This is a genomic window from Streptomyces sp. NPDC086835 (genome assembly GCF_044745705.1).
Classification (GTDB): domain Bacteria; phylum Actinomycetota; class Actinomycetes; order Streptomycetales; family Streptomycetaceae; genus Streptomyces.
Genome location: NZ_JBIVAU010000001.1, coordinates 547,372 through 562,733, shown reverse-complemented (window position 1 = coordinate 562,733; position 15,362 = coordinate 547,372). Strand labels below are relative to the sequence as shown.

14 protein-coding genes are annotated in these 15,362 nt (G+C 69.7%); 6 read left to right on the top strand and 8 right to left on the bottom strand.

Annotated elements, in window-relative coordinates; genetic code table 11:
• The first annotated feature begins 228 nt into the window (after nt 1–228).
• The gene (locus ACIPJI_RS02440) at nt 229–1,386 is read left to right on the top strand and encodes an alkaline phosphatase PhoX (protein WP_402243982.1); all 1,158 of its coding nucleotides are present in this window, start codon (nt 229–231) and stop codon (nt 1,384–1,386) included.
• Here the strand turns inward: ACIPJI_RS02440 and ACIPJI_RS02435 are convergent.
• The 3 genes from ACIPJI_RS02435 to dusB form a co-directional block, all read right to left on the bottom strand.
• On the bottom strand, nt 1,352–2,377 hold the full coding sequence (locus tag ACIPJI_RS02435) for a helix-turn-helix transcriptional regulator (protein WP_307706328.1): 1,026 nt from the start codon (nt 2,375–2,377) through the stop codon (nt 1,352–1,354). The genes ACIPJI_RS02440 and ACIPJI_RS02435 overlap by 35 nt on opposite strands.
• Before the next feature lie 562 nt (nt 2,378–2,939).
• Nucleotides 2,940–5,651: a pyruvate, phosphate dikinase gene (gene ppdK / locus ACIPJI_RS02430; protein WP_356620907.1), complete on the bottom strand. Its 2,712-nt coding sequence runs from the start codon at nt 5,649–5,651 to the stop codon at nt 2,940–2,942.
• A gap of 393 nt (nt 5,652–6,044) precedes the next feature.
• Entirely contained in the window at nt 6,045–7,196 is a 1,152-nt protein-coding gene (gene dusB, locus ACIPJI_RS02425) for a tRNA dihydrouridine synthase DusB (RefSeq protein WP_402243979.1), read from the bottom strand.
• Between the two features lie 53 nt (nt 7,197–7,249).
• On the opposite strand from dusB, the gene ACIPJI_RS02420 reads away from it, so the two are divergent.
• A complete protein-coding gene (locus tag ACIPJI_RS02420) occupies nt 7,250–8,722 on the top strand; it encodes an MFS transporter (protein WP_402243978.1) in 1,473 nt (490 codons plus the stop codon).
• A 77-nt stretch (nt 8,723–8,799) separates the two neighbouring features.
• Here ACIPJI_RS02420 and ACIPJI_RS02415 read toward each other — a convergent pair whose 3' ends face one another.
• The 3 genes from ACIPJI_RS02415 to ACIPJI_RS02405 all read right to left on the bottom strand — a co-directional run bounded on the left by ACIPJI_RS02415 (nt 8,800) and on the right by ACIPJI_RS02405 (nt 10,919).
• Complete coding sequence (locus ACIPJI_RS02415) at nt 8,800–9,036, bottom strand: DUF6243 family protein (RefSeq protein ID WP_307706332.1); 237 nt, start codon at nt 9,034–9,036, stop codon at nt 8,800–8,802.
• A gap of 177 nt (nt 9,037–9,213) precedes the next feature.
• Nucleotides 9,214–9,426 (bottom strand): hypothetical protein, encoded by a 213-nt coding sequence (locus tag ACIPJI_RS02410; RefSeq protein ID WP_402243977.1) that lies wholly within the window; start codon nt 9,424–9,426, stop codon nt 9,214–9,216.
• A gap of 110 nt (nt 9,427–9,536) precedes the next feature.
• The gene (locus tag ACIPJI_RS02405) at nt 9,537–10,919 is read right to left on the bottom strand and encodes a glycine--tRNA ligase (protein ID WP_364600557.1); all 1,383 of its coding nucleotides are present in this window, start codon (nt 10,917–10,919) and stop codon (nt 9,537–9,539) included.
• Between the two features lie 144 nt (nt 10,920–11,063).
• Between ACIPJI_RS02405 and ACIPJI_RS02400 the strand changes: the two genes are divergently transcribed.
• The 4 genes from ACIPJI_RS02400 (at nt 11,064) to ACIPJI_RS02385 (ending at nt 14,331) form a co-directional block, all read left to right on the top strand.
• Entirely contained in the window at nt 11,064–12,116 is a 1,053-nt protein-coding gene (locus ACIPJI_RS02400) for a metal ABC transporter substrate-binding protein (RefSeq protein ID WP_402243975.1), read from the top strand.
• A 29-nt stretch (nt 12,117–12,145) separates the two neighbouring features.
• Nucleotides 12,146–12,910 (top strand): metal ABC transporter ATP-binding protein, encoded by a 765-nt coding sequence (locus ACIPJI_RS02395; RefSeq protein ID WP_402243973.1) that lies wholly within the window; start codon nt 12,146–12,148, stop codon nt 12,908–12,910.
• Nucleotides 12,907–13,815, top strand: coding sequence for a metal ABC transporter permease (locus ACIPJI_RS02390; protein WP_402243971.1), 909 nt, complete (start codon nt 12,907–12,909; stop codon nt 13,813–13,815). Before ACIPJI_RS02395 ends, ACIPJI_RS02390 begins: the two co-directional genes overlap by 4 nt.
• A gap of 84 nt (nt 13,816–13,899) precedes the next feature.
• On the top strand, nt 13,900–14,331 hold the full coding sequence (locus ACIPJI_RS02385; protein WP_159692197.1) for a Fur family transcriptional regulator: 432 nt from the start codon (nt 13,900–13,902) through the stop codon (nt 14,329–14,331).
• A 64-nt stretch (nt 14,332–14,395) separates the two neighbouring features.
• On the opposite strand, the gene ACIPJI_RS02380 is transcribed toward ACIPJI_RS02385, so the two are convergent.
• Both ACIPJI_RS02380 and ACIPJI_RS02375 read right to left on the bottom strand, forming a co-directional pair.
• Nucleotides 14,396–14,731 (bottom strand): hypothetical protein, encoded by a 336-nt coding sequence (locus ACIPJI_RS02380; protein WP_307706338.1) that lies wholly within the window; start codon nt 14,729–14,731, stop codon nt 14,396–14,398.
• Nucleotides 14,728–15,267, bottom strand: coding sequence for a YcxB family protein (locus ACIPJI_RS02375; RefSeq protein ID WP_356620914.1), 540 nt, complete (start codon nt 15,265–15,267; stop codon nt 14,728–14,730). Before ACIPJI_RS02375 ends, ACIPJI_RS02380 begins: the two co-directional genes overlap by 4 nt.
• Between the last annotated feature and the right edge of the window lie 95 nt (nt 15,268–15,362).

The following is a 15,362-nucleotide window of genomic DNA, read 5'->3' as shown; positions in this document are numbered from 1 at the left end:
TGCCCCGCGGCGCTGCGCGGTGCGGTGCTGTCCGGTGCGTTCGAAGGGGCAGACGGACGGGCCGGCCGTGATTCATCGGTCCGGGGCAGGGAATTTTTCTTGGAGCACGACCACCGCGGCCATCCCGCGTTGCACCGGGCGTAACTCACCCGTCCTAGGTTCCTTCACCGCGCGACCCCGTGGCGCCGGCCGGTGCCACGGGGCAGTCATCCCACCCTGGAGTGACAAGTGGAACGTCGCAGCTTCCTGCGCGGAGCCGTCGTCGGTACATCGGCGGCGGCCTTCGGCTTCACGCTGTGGCAGGGCGCCGCCTCCGCGGCCCCCGCCCAGCCCGGCCCCGGCCCCTACGGGGCGCTCGGCCCTGCGGACGCGAACGGCATCCAGCTGCCGGCCGGCTTCACCAGCCGGGTGATCGCCCGATCCGGCCAGCGGGTCGGCCCCACCTCGTACACCTGGCACAACGCCCCTGACGGCGGTGCCTGCTACAGCGACGGCACGGGCTGGATCTACGTGTCGAACTCGGAGATCAACCCCTCCGGCGGGGCGAGCGCGGTGCGCTTCTCCTCGACCGGCGCGATCACCGGCGCGTACCGGATCCTGTCGAACACCCGGCAGAACTGCGCGGGCGGCAAGACGCCCTGGAACACCTGGCTGTCCTGCGAGGAGGTCAGCCTCGGATACGTCTACGAGGCCGACCCCTACGGCGTGAACGGGTCGGTGCAGCGCCCGGCCATGGGCCGCTTCAAGCACGAGGCGGCGGCGGCCGACCCGGTGCGCAAGGTGATCTACCTGACCGAGGACGAGTCCAACGGCTGCCTGTACCGGTTCGTCCCCTCCACCTGGGGAAACCTGTCCTCCGGCACCCTCCAGGTGCTGAAGGCCGGCACCGCCACCTCCGGCAGCTTCACCTGGGCCAACGTGCCGGACCCCGACGGCTCTCCCACCGTCACCCGGGACCAGGTGTCGGGCGCGAAGCGGTTCAACGGCGGCGAGGGCTGCCACTACGCCAACGACACCGTGTGGTTCACCACCAAGGGCGACAACCGGCTCTGGCAGCTGAACCTCCTGGCGAACACCTACGAGCTCGCCTACGACGACTCGCTCGTCACCGGCACCGCGCCGCTCACGGGCCTCGACAACGTCACCGGCACCGCCTCCGGCGACCTGTTCGTCGCGGAGGACGGCGGCAACATGGAGATCTGCGTGATCACTCCGGCCGATGTCGTCGCACCCTTCCTCCGGGTGAACGGCCAGTCCTCCTCGGAGATCTGCGGCCCGGCCTTCTCCCCCGACGGCACCCGGCTGTACTTCTCCAGCCAGCGCGGCACCAGCGGCAGTTCGTCGGGCGGCATCACCTACGAGGTGACGGGGCCGTTCCGCGCATAGCGAGCTCGGGCTCCGGTGTGGCGCCGCCGCGCAGCAGGGCGGCGCCCAGCGGGGTGAGCGTGTGCAGTACCGCGTTGCCGTGGCGCAGCGTCACCACCAGGCCGGCCTCGCGCAGTACGGCGGCGTGCTGGCTCGCGGAGGCCAGCGACACGCCGGCCCTGCGGGCCAGTTCGCTGGTCGTGCAGCCGCCGCGGATGGCCTGGAGGATGGCGGAGCGCGTATGCCCCACGAGGCGCCCGAGCGAGGCGCCCGTCACGTCTCCCGCGGCCTGCTCGCAGCTGTGGGAGACCGGATAGACGAGCACCGGTGGCAGCGACGTGTCGCGCAGGACCACCGGTGTCCCCCGGCAGAAGAACGACGGCTGGAGCAGCAGTCCGCGCCCGTCCAGGTGCAGTTCACGGTCGACGGGATAGTCGGCCTCCAGAACGGGTGAGCGCCAGCGCAGCACCGGCGGCAGGGAGGCGAGCAGTTCGCCCGCGCCGCCGTCGAGGAGCGCACGGCCGCGCGCGGCGCGGTCGGCCTCCACCCGGCCCTGGATATGGGTCCAGTAGGGCTCCACGGCCGCGTGGTAGTACGTCCGCAGAGCGGCGACGAGCCGGGCGACGGACTCGGCCCTGCCTTCGGCGAGGGACGCCAGCCGGCCGGGCAGGGAGCGCAGCGGCGAGCGGTGGGCGGCGGCGAGGGCAACCTCGGTGTGCAGCCGCGCCGGGGGTGTGGCCCGCAGCGCCTCGAGGCCCGTGTCGAGCCCTTCACTGCCCTCCGCGGGGGTGAGGAAATCCGGGAAATATCCCCGCTGGGGAACGAGCGCGGAGAGCAGTCGTGTTTCACCTTTCAACCGCGTTCGTGCTTGGGAACGCCATTCCCCGAAGACCAGAGCGCCCCTTCGGTCACGCAATCGGTGAAAACTGAGAATCGATTCCCACAACGCGTCGGGCCTGGCGGCCATCCGCACGCGCGCCAGATCGTCCGCATTGAAATGAATACGAAGCACCGAACCCCCACTGTTGCACCCGCAATCGCCCCCCTTCATTGAGTATGCATGCAATCACACGTTGTTACCACGGTGTTTCAGCCACAGTTGAAACGCCTCGCGGGTCCTGGGGGGCAACCGAAAAGCTGTACGACGTCGGGCATGAAACCTACTTCACCGATGTGACGCAGCGAGGACCGTGGGGGGCTTTGCGCGTCCGGCGGCGGTGATGGAGGTTGCGGCTCCGTGTCCGGCACGGGTAATGGAGCGCGGTCGGCGGGTGGGGATCCGCCGGCCGTGCTCCGTCCGTTGTATCCGGCGCGAAACAGAAGAAATTTGTTTGAATGTCAATCAGCGAAGGTTGACTGATCCGCGATTCAACTGACTTCCGGTTCAACAAGGACCCGCCTGCTTCCGTTTCTGCATGTGCCCCCGGGCATGCAGAAGGGGCGGGCGCCCCGCACAGGCGCCCGCCCCTTCTCTGTGGTTCCGGAGCCGCCACCGGGTAGCCGGTGAGGGTCGGGGTACCGGGCTCCGGGGTTCGTGCCCCGGCCCCGGTGACGACCCCGGAGTCTGATGGTCCCTAGCGGGAGTCGCTGCCCGTCGTACGGACCGCCGCGGCGCGGCCCGCCTCCAGTCGCGCCACCGGGATGCGGAACGGCGAGCAGGACACGTAGTCCAGACCCACCTCGTGGAAGAAGTGCACCGACTCGGGGTCGCCCCCGTGCTCGCCGCAGACGCCGAGCTTGAGGTCGGGACGGGTGGCCCGGCCGGCCTCCACCGCGTTACGGACGAGGGAGCCGACGCCGTCCTTGTCGATGGTCTCGAACGGGGAGACCCCGAAGATGCCCTTCTCCAGGTAGGCGGTGAAGAAGCTGGCCTCCACGTCGTCGCGCGAGAAGCCCCACACGGTCTGGGTGAGGTCGTTGGTGCCGAAGGAGAAGAACTCGGCGGCCTCCGCGATCTGCCCCGCGGTCAGCGCGGCGCGCGGCAGCTCGATCATCGTGCCGAGCGCCAGCTTCAGGTCGATACCGGTCTGCTGCCGCACCTCGGCGATGACCTGCTCGGCCTCCTCGCGGACGATCTCCAGCTCCTGGACGGTGCCGACGAGCGGGATCATGATCTCGGCGCGCGGGTCGCCCTTGGCCTCGATGCGCTGCGCCGCGGCCTCGGCGATCGCCCGCACCTGCATGGTGAACAGGCCGGGGATGACAAGCCCGAGGCGTACGCCGCGCAGACCCAGCATCGGGTTCTGCTCGTGCAGCCGGTGCACGGCCTGGAGCAGGCGCAGGTCGTTCTCGTTGTGGTCCTTGCGGGCCTCGGCGAGGGCGACGCGCACCGACAGCTCGGTGATGTCGGGCAGGAACTCGTGCAGCGGGGGGTCGAGCAGACGCACCGTCACCGGCAGTCCGTCCATCGCCTCGAACAGCTCGACGAAGTCCTGCTTCTGCTGCGGCAGCAGCGCCCGCAGGGCCTCCTCGCGCTCGTCGTCGGTGTCCGCGAGGATCAGTTTCTCGACCATCTCGCGGCGCTCGCCGAGGAACATGTGCTCGGTACGGCACAGGCCGATGCCCTGGGCGCCGAAGCGGCGGGCGCGCAGCGCGTCCTCGGCGTTGTCGGCGTTGGCCCGCACACGCAGCCGGCGTACCCGGTCCGCGTAGGCCATGATCCGGTGGACGGCCTGGACCAGCTCGTCGGCGTCGTCGGCGCCGGCGTGCATGCGACCCTCGAAGTACTCGACGACCGGGGAGGGCACGACGGGCACCTCACCCTTGTAGACCCTGCCGGTCGAGCCGTCGACGGAGACGACGTCGCCCTCCTCGATGACGGTGCCGTTCACCGTCATTCGGCGGCGCTTGGTGTCGACCTCGAGCTCCTCGGCGCCGCAGACACAGGTCTTGCCCATGCCGCGGGCGACGACGGCGGCGTGCGAGGTCTTGCCGCCGCGGGATGTCAGGATGCCCTCGGCGGCGATCATGCCGTCCAGGTCGTCCGGGTTGGTCTCACGGCGGATCAGGATGACCTTCTCGCCGGAGCGCGACCACTTGACCGCGGTGTAGGAGTCGAAGACCGCCTTGCCGACGGCCGCGCCGGGGGAGGCGGCGATGCCGCGTCCGAGCAGCTCGGTCTTGGCCCGGTCGTCGAAGCGCGGGAACATCAGCTGCGCGAGCTGGGCGCCGTTGACGCGCTGCAGCGCCTCGGCCTCGTCGATCAGGCCCTGGTCCACGAGCTGGGTGGCGATGCGGAAGGCGGCGCCGGCGGTGCGCTTGCCGACCCGGGTCTGGAGCATCCACAGCTGGCCGCGCTCGATGGTGAACTCGATGTCGCAGAGATCCTTGTAGTGGTTCTCCAGCGTCTCCATGATCTGCATCAGCTGGTCGTACGACTTCTTGTCGATCGACTCGAGGTCGGCCAGCGGCACGGTGTTGCGGATACCGGCGACGACGTCCTCGCCCTGGGCGTTCTGCAGGTAGTCGCCGTAGACGCCCTGGTGGCCGGAGGCGGGGTCGCGGGTGAAGGCGACGCCGGTGCCGGAGTCGGGGCCGAGGTTGCCGAACACCATGGAGCAGATGTTGACGGCCGTGCCGAGGTCGCCGGGGATGCGCTCCTGGCGGCGGTAGAGCTTGGCCCGGTCGGTGTTCCAGGACTCGAAGACCGAGCAGATCGCGAGGTCCATCTGCTCACGCGGGTCCTGCGGGAAGTCGCGGCCGGCCTCGGCCTTGACGATCTTCTTGAACTGCTTGACGAGCTTCTTCAGGTCGGCGGCGTCGAGGTCGGTGTCGACGGTGACCTTCTTGGCGGCCTTGGCCTCCTCGAGTGCGTCCTCGAAGAGTTCGCCGTCGACGCCCAGCACGGTCTTGCCGAACATCTGGATGAGGCGGCGGTAGGAGTCCCACGCGAAGCGCTCGTCGCCGGCCTGCTGGGCGAGGCCCGCGACCGACTCGTCGGAGAGACCGATGTTGAGGACGGTGTCCATCATGCCGGGCATGGAGAACTTGGCGCCCGAACGTACGGAGACCAGAAGGGGGTTGTCGGCCTGGCCGAGCTTCTTGCCCATCTTCTGCTCGAGGGCGTCGAGGTGCGCACTCACCTCGTCGCGCAGCTCGGCCGGCTCGTCGCCGCTCTCGAGGTAGACCTTGCAGGCCTCGGTGGTGATCGTGAAGCCCGGAGGGACCGGCAGACCGAGGTTGGTCATCTCGGCGAGGTTCGCACCCTTGCCGCCGAGGAGGTCCTTGAGTTCTTTGTTGCCCTCGGTGAAGTCGTAGACGAACTTCTGATCTTTGTTTTCCGACACGGGTCTCGACTCCTCGAGGACTCGGTGGCTGCCCTGACGGCGAGGAACATACCCAGATCGAAGGCGTCTGGGTACGTCCACTTGCCCGTCATACGGCCTTAACCACTCGTCCGCCAGCCAATCGAAAGTGCTCCGGGGCGAGGGAGGTGTAGACCCTTCACTTCAACTCCTGAAGGGATGATCACTTCCCGCGTTCAGCCGATGGGGAATCGCTACACAGAGTCACAAGTCACTCCATGCCTCAAAAGCCAAAAGGGTGGCACTGAGTGCCACCCTTTGAAAGATGCAGTCGTCCGGATTTCGCTCATCTGAGCGCACCCCCTATCAGGGGTGGCGAGAATCACGCCTTCCGGAGCGCCGGAATTCCATCATCCGGACCGCCTCCGCCGCCGGTCAGCCACCGGAAGTGTCCAGCTCGGCGTCCGCGCCGACGCCCGCGCAGTCGTACGGATCCTTCAGCCAGCCGTCCGGCAGCACCACCCGGTTGTTGCCCGACGTACGCCCGCGGGGGCCGTCCGCGCCCGCCGGCCACGGCTGGTCCAGGTCCAGCTCGCTCAACTGAGCGCCCAGCTCCTCCAGCGACGAGGTGATCGCGAGCTTCTTGCGCATCTCGGAGCCGACGGCGAAGCCCTTCAGGTACCAGGCCACGTGCTTACGGAAGTCGACCACTCCGCGCGACTTGTCCCCGATCCACTCCCCCAGGAGCGTCGCGTGCCGCAGCATCACGTCGGCGACCTGGCGCAGCGTGGGCCGCGCGTAGTCGTCGCGGCCCTCGAAGGCCGCCACCAGGTCCGCGAACAGCCACGGCCGGCCCAGGCAGCCACGGCCCACGACCACGCCGTCACAGCCGGTCTCACGCACCATCCGCAGGGCGTCGCCCGCGGACCAGATGTCGCCGTTGCCGAGCACCGGGATCTCCGGGACGTGCTCCTTGAGGCGGGCGATCGCGTCCCAGTCCGCCGTGCCGCCGTAGTGCTGTGCCGCCGTGCGCCCGTGCAGGGCGATGGCCGTGACGCCCTCCTCGACCGCGATCCGGCCCGCGTCGAGGTAGGTGATGTGGTCGTCGTCGATGCCCTTGCGCATCTTCATGGTGACCGGCAGGTCGCCGGCGTTGGTGACCGCCTCGTGAAGGATCGCGCGCAGCAGGGGCCGCTTGAACGGGAGGGCGGAGCCTCCGCCCTTGCGGGTGACCTTGGGGACGGGGCAGCCGAAGTTCAGGTCGATGTGGTCGGCCAGGCCCTCGTCCACGATCATCCGGACGGCCTTGCCGACGGTGACCGGGTCCACCCCGTACAGCTGGATCGAGCGCGGGGTCTCGGTCTCGTCGAAGTGGATGAGCTGCATCGTCTTCTCGTTGCGCTCGACCAGGGCCCGCGTGGTGATCATCTCGCTGACGAACAGGCCCTTCCCGCCGCTGAACTCCCGGCACAGCGTCCGGAAGGGCGCGTTCGTGATGCCGGCCATGGGAGCGAGGACCACCGGCGGCTGCACGGCGTGCGGGCCGATCCGGAGCATGTTCGAGGAAGCGGGGGCGAGCGTGGTCATTCGCCCATTGTCGCGCACTGCCGAGGCAGTCGGTCAGCCATACGATTCATCGCATGCCCGAGCTCAGCCACCGGCACCGGATCCTGGTCCTGGCGATCTGCTGCATGAGCCTGCTGATCGTCAGCCTCGACAACACGATCCTGAACGTGGCCCTGCCCTCCCTGCGCCGGGAGATGGACGCCTCGGTCGCCGGGATGCAGTGGGTGATCGACGCCTACACCCTCGTGCTGGCCTCGCTGCTGATGCTCGCCGGTTCCGTCGCGGACCGGGTCGGCCGGCGCAAGGTCTTCATGATCGGGCTCGTGTTCTTCACCCTGGGCTCGCTGCTGTGCTCCCTCGCCCAGAACCTCGACTCCCTCGTCGCGTTCCGCATGGTGCAGGCGGTGGGCGGTTCCATGCTCAACCCGGTCGCCATGTCGATCATCACCAACACCTTCACCGATCCCCGTGAGCGAGCCCGCGCCATCGGTGTCTGGGGCGGCGTCGTCGGGATCTCCATGGCCGCCGGCCCCCTCGTCGGCGGCCTGCTCGTGGACGGTGTCGGCTGGCGGTCCATCTTCTGGGTCAACCTGCCCGTCGGTCTCGCCGCCCTGCTGCTCACCTGGCGCTACGTGCCCGAGTCCCGCGCTCCGAAGGCCCGCCGCTTCGACCCCGTGGGCCAGCTGCTGGTCGTCGTGCTCCTCGGCTCGCTGACGTACGCGATCATCGAGGCGCCGGTGGCCGGCTGGACCTCGCCGCTGATCCTCACGTTCGCCGTCGTCGCCGCACTCGCCCTCGCCGCGCTGCTGCGCCACGAACCGCGTCGCGCCGAACCGCTCATCGACCTGCGCTTCTTCCACAGCCTGCCGTTCAGCGGGGCCACCGTCATCGCGGTGAGCGCCTTCGCCGCCCTCGGCGGCTTCCTGTTCGTCAACACGCTCTACCTCCAGGACGTCCGCGGTCTGTCCGCCCTGCACGCGGGCCTCTACATGCTGCCCATGGCCGGGCTCACGCTCGTCTGCGCGCCGCTGTCGGGGCGGCTGGTGGCCGCGTACGGCCCCCGCCCGTCGCTGCTCGCCGCCGGCACCACGATGACGGCCAGCGGCGTCCTGTTCGCCGCGTTCGAGGCGGAGACCTCCACCTCCCTGCTGTTCACCGGCTACGTCCTCTTCGGCCTCGGCTTCGGTCTCGTCAACGCCCCGATCACCAACACCGCCGTCTCCGGGATGCCCCGCGCCCAGGCCGGAGTGGCGGCGGCGGTCGCCTCGACGAGCCGGCAGATCGGCCAGACACTCGGTGTCGCCGTCATCGGCGCCGTGCTCGCCGCCGGGGTCTCCGCCTCCTCGCACACCGAGGGCTTCGTCGACGCGAGCCGGCCCGCCTGGTGGATCATCGCCGGCTGCGGTCTGTGCGTGCTCGTGGTCGGCGCGCTCACCAGCGGCCGGCGGGCCCGGGAGTCGGCACGGCGGACGGCGGAACGGCTCGGCGAACCGGAGATCGACCGGATCCCCTCCCGCAAAGACGGTCAGGGCCGCCGCACACGGTGAACCGCTCCTGACGGTGGGCCGCGGCGGACATGCGAAAGGGCCCGGACCGCGTGGTGCGGTCCGGGCCCCTCCGTCGATCAGGCCTGCTCCCCCTGCGGGGCGGCGTCCGAGGGCGTGTCCGCGTCCGTCTGCGGCTCGCCGTCCGTCTGGGCGGCCTGGGCGCGCTCACGCATCTTGCGCACCAGTTCCTGCTTGTGGTCCTCGGCGGCCCTGCGGTCGGCGTTGCGGGCGGGGCCGCCCGCCTGCTGGTCGGCGCGGGACAGCTTCTTGCGCTGTCCGCCTACGCCGAGAAGGTTGTTGCGGCTCTTGGCCATGGGGTTCTCCCATTCATGGTGAGAAGTGACTCGGGAAACGTCGGACGGAGGCGGTACGACCGCCGCCCTCTCACTCGTAGATCTGGAAGAACGAAGACATGCCGACGACGGTACCCTGCCGGGCGGGGCGCGGGCATCCGGTTTTCGGGCACATCACACGAAAAAGCGTCGGCCGCCTCAGCCGCCGGTCGCGGACGGGTCGACGGTCGCCTGATGGACCTGTGCGAGGTGCTCCTCGGCCTTGAGCCACGGCAGGAACTGCGCGTTCTTGCGCCAGTCGCAGGTGCCGCAGATCAACTGCCGCTGGATCCCCGCCTTTTCGACCCGTACGACGTGTTCGCGTCCGTGCTGGTCCCATCTCTGGACCTTGCTCGTGGTCATGGACGGCATGTGGTGCGCCTCCTGTGCCTGGCCCGCTTCCGGGTACGCGTGGGGGCCCAGTGTGCACGAAGCCCCCGGTTCCGCTACCCGGAACCGGGGGCTTCGAACGCGTCGGGCGGTCAGCAGCCCAGCAGGCGGCTGCCCAGGTAGCCCTGGATCTGGTCGAGGGAGACCCGCTCCTGCTTCATCGTGTCGCGCTCGCGCACGGTCACCGCGTTGTCGTCGAGGGTGTCGAAGTCGACGGTCACGCAGAACGGCGTGCCGATCTCGTCCTGACGGCGGTAGCGGCGGCCGATGGCACCGGCGTCGTCGAACTCGATGTTCCAGTTCTTGCGCAGGTCCGCGGCGAGGCCCTTGGCCTTCGGCGACAGCTGCGCGTTGCGGCTCAGCGGCAGGACGGCGACCTTGACCGGCGCGAGGCGCGGGTCGAGGCGCATCACGGCGCGCTTCTCCATGACGCCCTTCGCGTTGGGCGCCTCGTCCTCGTTGTACGCGTCGAGGAGGAACGCCAGCATGGCGCGGCCGACACCGGCGGCAGGCTCGATGACGTACGGCGTCCAGCGCTCCTGCGCGTCCTGGTCGAAGTAGAGCAGGTCGTTGCCGGACGCCTTGGAGTGCGCCTTCAGGTCGTAGTCGGTGCGGTTGGCGACACCCTCGAGCTCGCCCCACTCGCTGCCGCCGAACTGGAAGCGGTACTCGATGTCGGCGGTGCGCTTGGAGTAGTGGGAGAGCTTCTCCTGCGGGTGCTCGAACCAGCGCATGTTCTCCTCACGCAGGCCCAGGTCGCGGTACCAGTTCCAGCGCTGCTCCATCCAGTACTCGTGCCACTTCTCGTCCTCGCCGGGCTTGACGAAGAACTCCATCTCCATCTGCTCGAACTCGCGGGTGCGGAAGATGAAGTTGCCCGGAGTGATCTCGTTCCGGAAGGACTTGCCCATCTGCGCGATGCCGAACGGCGGCTTCTTGCGCGAGGTCTGCAGCACCTGGCCGAAGTTGGTGAAGATGCCCTGGGCGGTCTCGGGACGCAGGTAGGCGACGGAGCCGGAGTCCTGGGTGGGGCCGAGGTGGGTGGAGAGCAGGCCGGAGAACTGCTTGGGCTCCGTGAAGGTGCCCTTGTTGCCGCAGTTGGGGCAGTTCAGGTCGGCGAGGCCGTTCTCGGGGAGGCGGCCGTGCTTCTCCTCGTACGCCTCCTCCAGGTGGTCCGCGCGGTAACGCTTGTGGCAGGAGGTGCACTCGGTGAGCGGGTCGGTGAAGGTGGCGACGTGGCCGGAGGCCTCCCAGACCTCGGTGGCCAGGATCACCGACGAGTCGATGCCGACGACGTCCTCGCGCGAGGTGACCATGTAGCGCCACCACTGGCGCTTGATGTTCTCCTTGAGCTCGACACCCAGCGGTCCGTAGTCCCAGGCGGCCTTCTGACCGCCGTAGATCTCGCTGCAGGGGTAGACAAAGCCACGGCGCTTGCTCAGGTTGACGATCGTATCGATCTTGTCGGCGGCCACGGTGCTCTCTTCATTACGACGACGACGAACGGAGAATGACTCAGGTTACCGGCGGCCGCACCCCCCGGATCAAATCGGTGCGGTGACGGAGGCGACCTCGGCGTTTATTGACAATCGTTTCCGATTTTGTTGAAAATGAGTGTCATGAACGTACGACGCCTCATACCCACCGCCGCCACCGCCGGAGCAGTCACGCTCGGCCTTCTGGCCCTGTCCGCCTGCTCCACGTCCGACGCCGCGGGCGTGGACGGCGACGGGCGGCTGAAGGTGTCCGCGTCGTTCTATCCCATGCAGTATCTCGCCGAGCAGATCGGTGGCGCCAACGTATCCGTCACCCCCCTCACCAAGCCGGGTGTCGAGCCGCACGACCTCGAGCTCAAGCCGCGCCAGACCGCCGAGCTGAACGACTCCGGTCTGATCCTCTACCTCAAGGGCGTCCAGCCCGCCGTCGACAAGGCCATCGAGCAGTCGGGCGTGAAGTACAAGGTGGACGCCGCGACGCTCACGCAGCTCGAGCACTTCGACACCGCCGGCGGCCATGACCACGGTCACGAGGAGGGCCACGAGGGCGAGAGCGAGGCGGAGCACGAGGAGCACGCGGCAGAGGGCGAGGCCGGCCACGAGGAGCACGCGGCAGAGGGCGAGGCCGGCCACGAGGAGCACCAGGACGAGGCCGGCGCCGATCCGCACATCTGGCTCGACCCGGTGAAGTACGCCGAGGTCGCCAAGGGTGTCGGCGCCCAGATGGAGAAGGCCGACCCCGACCACGCCGCGGACTACCGGAAGAACACGGACGCCCTGGTCGCGAAGCTCACCGCCCTGCACACCGACTTCGAGCAGGGCCTGAAGAACTCGTCCACGAAGACGTTCATCACCACCCACTCCGCCTTCGGGTACCTCGCCGAGCGCTACGGCCTGGAGCAGGAGGGCATCGCGGGCGTCGACCCGGAGTCCGAGCCCAGCCCGGCCCGTATCAAGGAGCTCCAGGGCATCGCGAAGAAGGACAAGGTCACCACCGTCTTCTTCGAGACGCTCGCCAGCGACAAGACGGCCAGGACCCTCGCCTCCGACACCGGACTCAGGACGGACGTCCTCGATCCGCTCGAGGGAATCACCGACAGGTCCAAGGGCGATGACTACATCGAGGTCATGCGCTCCAACCTCGCCGCGCTGCAGAAGGCCCTCGGCGCGAAGTGACGCGATCCCATCAGGAGAGGCGGCCCCCCATGAGCAGCGAGCCGGTCATTTCCGTCCACGGAGCCCGGGCGACGCTCGGCTCCCGGCCCGTGCTGCGCGGCATCGATCTCATGGTGCGCCACGGTGAGGTCGTCGCCCTGCTCGGCGCCAACGGCTCCGGGAAGTCGACCGCCGTGCGTTCCGTGATCGGACAGGTGCCGCTCACCGACGGCCGGATAGACCTGTTCGGCACCGAGCTGCGCCGCTTCCGGCAGTGGTCGAGGGTGGGCTACGTGCCCCAGCGCACCACCGCCGCGAGCGGTGTGCCCGCGACCGTCCGCGAGGTCGTCGCCTCCGGCCGGCTGTCGCGCGCCCGCTTCGGCCTGCCCTCGCGCGCCGACAAGGCGGCCGTGCAGCGCGCCATCGAGCTCGTCGGCCTGGCCGACCGGGCCAAGGACTCCGTGAGCGCGCTGTCCGGCGGCCAGCACCAGCGGGTGCTGATCGCGCGGGCGCTCGCGGCCGAGCCCGAGCTGCTGATCATGGACGAGCCGATGGCGGGCGTGGACCTGGCCAGCCAGGAAGTGCTCGCGGCCACGCTCCGCGAGCAGGTCGCCGCCGGTACGACGGTGCTGCTGGTGCTGCACGAGCTCGGTCCGCTGGAGCCGCTGATCGACCGCGCCGTGGTGCTCCGCGACGGCTGCGTCGTCCACGACGGGCCGCCGCCGGAGGCCGTCGGGCAGCACGCCCTGCCCGGCCACGACCACGTACATCCGCACGCGGCCGACGAGCCGCTCCGCACTGGACTGCTGACATGATCCTGGAAATGCTGCAATCCCCGTTCATGCAGCGGGCACTGCTCGCGGCGCTGCTGGTGGGCATCACCGCCCCGGCCGTCGGCATCTATCTGGTGCAGCGCCGGCAGGCCCTGATGGGCGACGGAATCGGCCATGTCGCGATGACCGGTGTCGGCCTCGGCTTCCTGATGTCGACCAACCCCATCTGGATGGCGACGCTGGTCTCCGTGCTCGGCGCCGTCCTGATGGAGCTCATCCGCATCTACGGCCGCACCCGGGGCGACATCGCGCTTGCGATGCTCTTCTACGGCGGCATGGCGGGCGGCGTGCTGCTGATCGAGCTCTCCGACAGCGGCTCCACGGCCAATCTGACCTCGTACCTCTTCGGCTCGCTCTCCACGGTCTCCGACTCGGACGTCATGGCGATCGTGCTGCTCGCGGCGTTCGTGGTGCTGGTGTCGCTGGGGCTGCGCCGGCAGTTGTTCGCGGTCAGCCAGGACGAGGAGTTCGCCCGGGTCACCGGTCTTCCGGTACGGGCACTGAACCTGCTGATCGCCGTGACCGCGGCGGTCACCGTCAGCGTCGCCATGCGCGTGGTCGGCCTGCTGCTGGTCAGCGCGCTGATGGTGGTGCCGGTGGCGGCCGCCCAGCAGATCTCGCGGTCCTTCAAGGCGACGTACGCGCTGGCGGTCGCCATCGGTGTGGTGGTCGCCCTGGCCGGAACCACCACCTCCTACTTCCACGAGGTGCCGCCCGGCGCGGCGATTGTGATGCTGGCCATCGCCGTGTTCGTGGTGCTGACCGCCCTGGCCACGCCACTGGCGCGGCGGCGGGCGAGGGCGGTCGAGAACGGCGGCGAGAACGAGGAGGCCTGCACGGCCCCGATGCCGGGCAGCCGGCGTCCGGGCGACGACGTCAAGGTCTGAGCACGACAGCGGGCCCGCACCGCGCTCGACCGCGGGCCTGGCAGAATGGCCCGACATGTGTGCGGGCGAAGCGAGGAGGCACCTGTGACCACGGCGCCAACCGGCGGGAACACCGCCCCGGTGCGAGGCCGGTCGACCCGGCAGCGGGCCGCGGTGGCGGCGGCGCTGGACGAGGTCGACGAGTTCCGCAGCGCGCAGGAGCTTCACGACATGCTCAAGCACCGCGGCGACTCGGTGGGCCTGACGACGGTCTACCGCACGCTGCAGTCGCTCGCCGACGCGGGCGAGGTCGATGTGCTGCGCACCAGCGAGGGCGAGTCGGTCTACCGGCGCTGCTCGACCGACGACCACCATCACCACCTGGTGTGCCGTATGTGCGGCAAGGCCGTGGAGGTCGAGGGTCCGGCGGTGGAGCAGTGGGCGGAGGCGATCGCCGCACAGCACGGCTTCGTGAATGTGGCGCACACGGTGGAGATCTTCGGCACCTGCGCGGAGTGCGCGGCGAAGGCCGTCTGAGCCCTGTCACGGTGGCCCGCACACCCGGCTCGTCCAGGGGTGCGGGCCACCGTCGTGCGCCGGGTCAGAGGTCGAAGCAGTCGTAGGACCCGTCGTCGTTGCGGCCGACGGTGTTGTGGTCCCAGCAGTGCAGGGCCGGCGCGATCGTGTGCAGGCGCCAGGCGAGCGCCGCGGCCAGGCACACGGTGGCCGCGAGAGCGAGCACGGAGCGGCGTCCCGCGAGCCGAAGGCCCCACAGGGCCGCTCCGGCCGCGAGCACGGCGAAGAAGAGGGCGAAGCCCGCGTCGTTGGGACGCAGTCCGACGAACGTCTCCATCTCGACCGTGACCCCGAAGCTGAGCCAGGCCAGGAACGCGGCGGACACGAAGAGCGCGGCACTGCCGCAGCCGCGCAGGGTCACGCCTTCTCCAGGTGCCTTTCGAGCAGGGCCCTCAGCCGCTCCGCGCCGGCCGGCTCCGTCACGCCCCGCTTGGGCAGCACCATCACCCCGACGCCGTGCTTGTCGCCGGTGAGGAGGACGAACACGTCGTCGGTCTCCGCGTAACGCGAGTACACCGCCCAGTTGGTGGTGGCGTCGGCGTCGCGGGTGGTCAGCCGGATGCCGCCGTCGTCGACGACGGCACGGAACTCGCCCTGCCTGGCCGCCATCTGGTGCAGCTGGCGTCCCTGCATCCACGGCAGCAGGTACAGGCAGGCGAATGCGAGAACACCGGCGCCCAGCATGAGCCACAGCCGCCAGGTCATCGCGTTCATCAGCACGAGGAACCCGAAGCAGAAGACGCACAGCACGCCGGCGAAGAGCAGCAGACGCCGGATGCGGCGGCCGGCGGGCGTGGCTCGCGAACGGGCCCGCAGGGCGGAGACCATGTCACGTGCCATGGGCTCGTAGACCAGCTCCACCGTCTGTCCCGCGTGCTGCCGCTCCACCTCGGTCATGGCCCCTCCCCGGTCCGACGACGAGCTGTGATCGTAGCCGCCGGGCCGGACAGGGCCGCGCGGGGCCGCGCGCGTACGCCGCGCCCGGCGCGGCC

Excerpts from the sequence above, each read along its gene's own strand:
- ACIPJI_RS02410 (WP_402243977.1), bottom strand. The coding sequence starts at position 9,426 with ATGCCGTCCATGACCACGAGCAAGGTCCAGAGATGGGACCAGCACGGA.
- ACIPJI_RS02400 (WP_402243975.1), top strand. The coding sequence starts at position 11,064 with ATGAACGTACGACGCCTCATACCCACCGCCGCCACCGCCGGAGCAGTC.
- ACIPJI_RS02395 (WP_402243973.1), top strand. The coding sequence starts at position 12,146 with ATGAGCAGCGAGCCGGTCATTTCCGTCCACGGAGCCCGGGCGACGCTC.
- ACIPJI_RS02390 (WP_402243971.1), top strand. The coding sequence starts at position 12,907 with ATGATCCTGGAAATGCTGCAATCCCCGTTCATGCAGCGGGCACTGCTC.
- ACIPJI_RS02375 (WP_356620914.1), bottom strand. The coding sequence starts at position 15,267 with ATGACCGAGGTGGAGCGGCAGCACGCGGGACAGACGGTGGAGCTGGTC.
- ACIPJI_RS02415 (WP_307706332.1), bottom strand. The coding sequence starts at position 9,036 with ATGGCCAAGAGCCGCAACAACCTTCTCGGCGTAGGCGGACAGCGCAAG.
- ACIPJI_RS02420 (WP_402243978.1), top strand. The coding sequence starts at position 7,250 with ATGCCCGAGCTCAGCCACCGGCACCGGATCCTGGTCCTGGCGATCTGC.
- dusB (WP_402243979.1), bottom strand. The coding sequence starts at position 7,196 with ATGACCACGCTCGCCCCCGCTTCCTCGAACATGCTCCGGATCGGCCCG.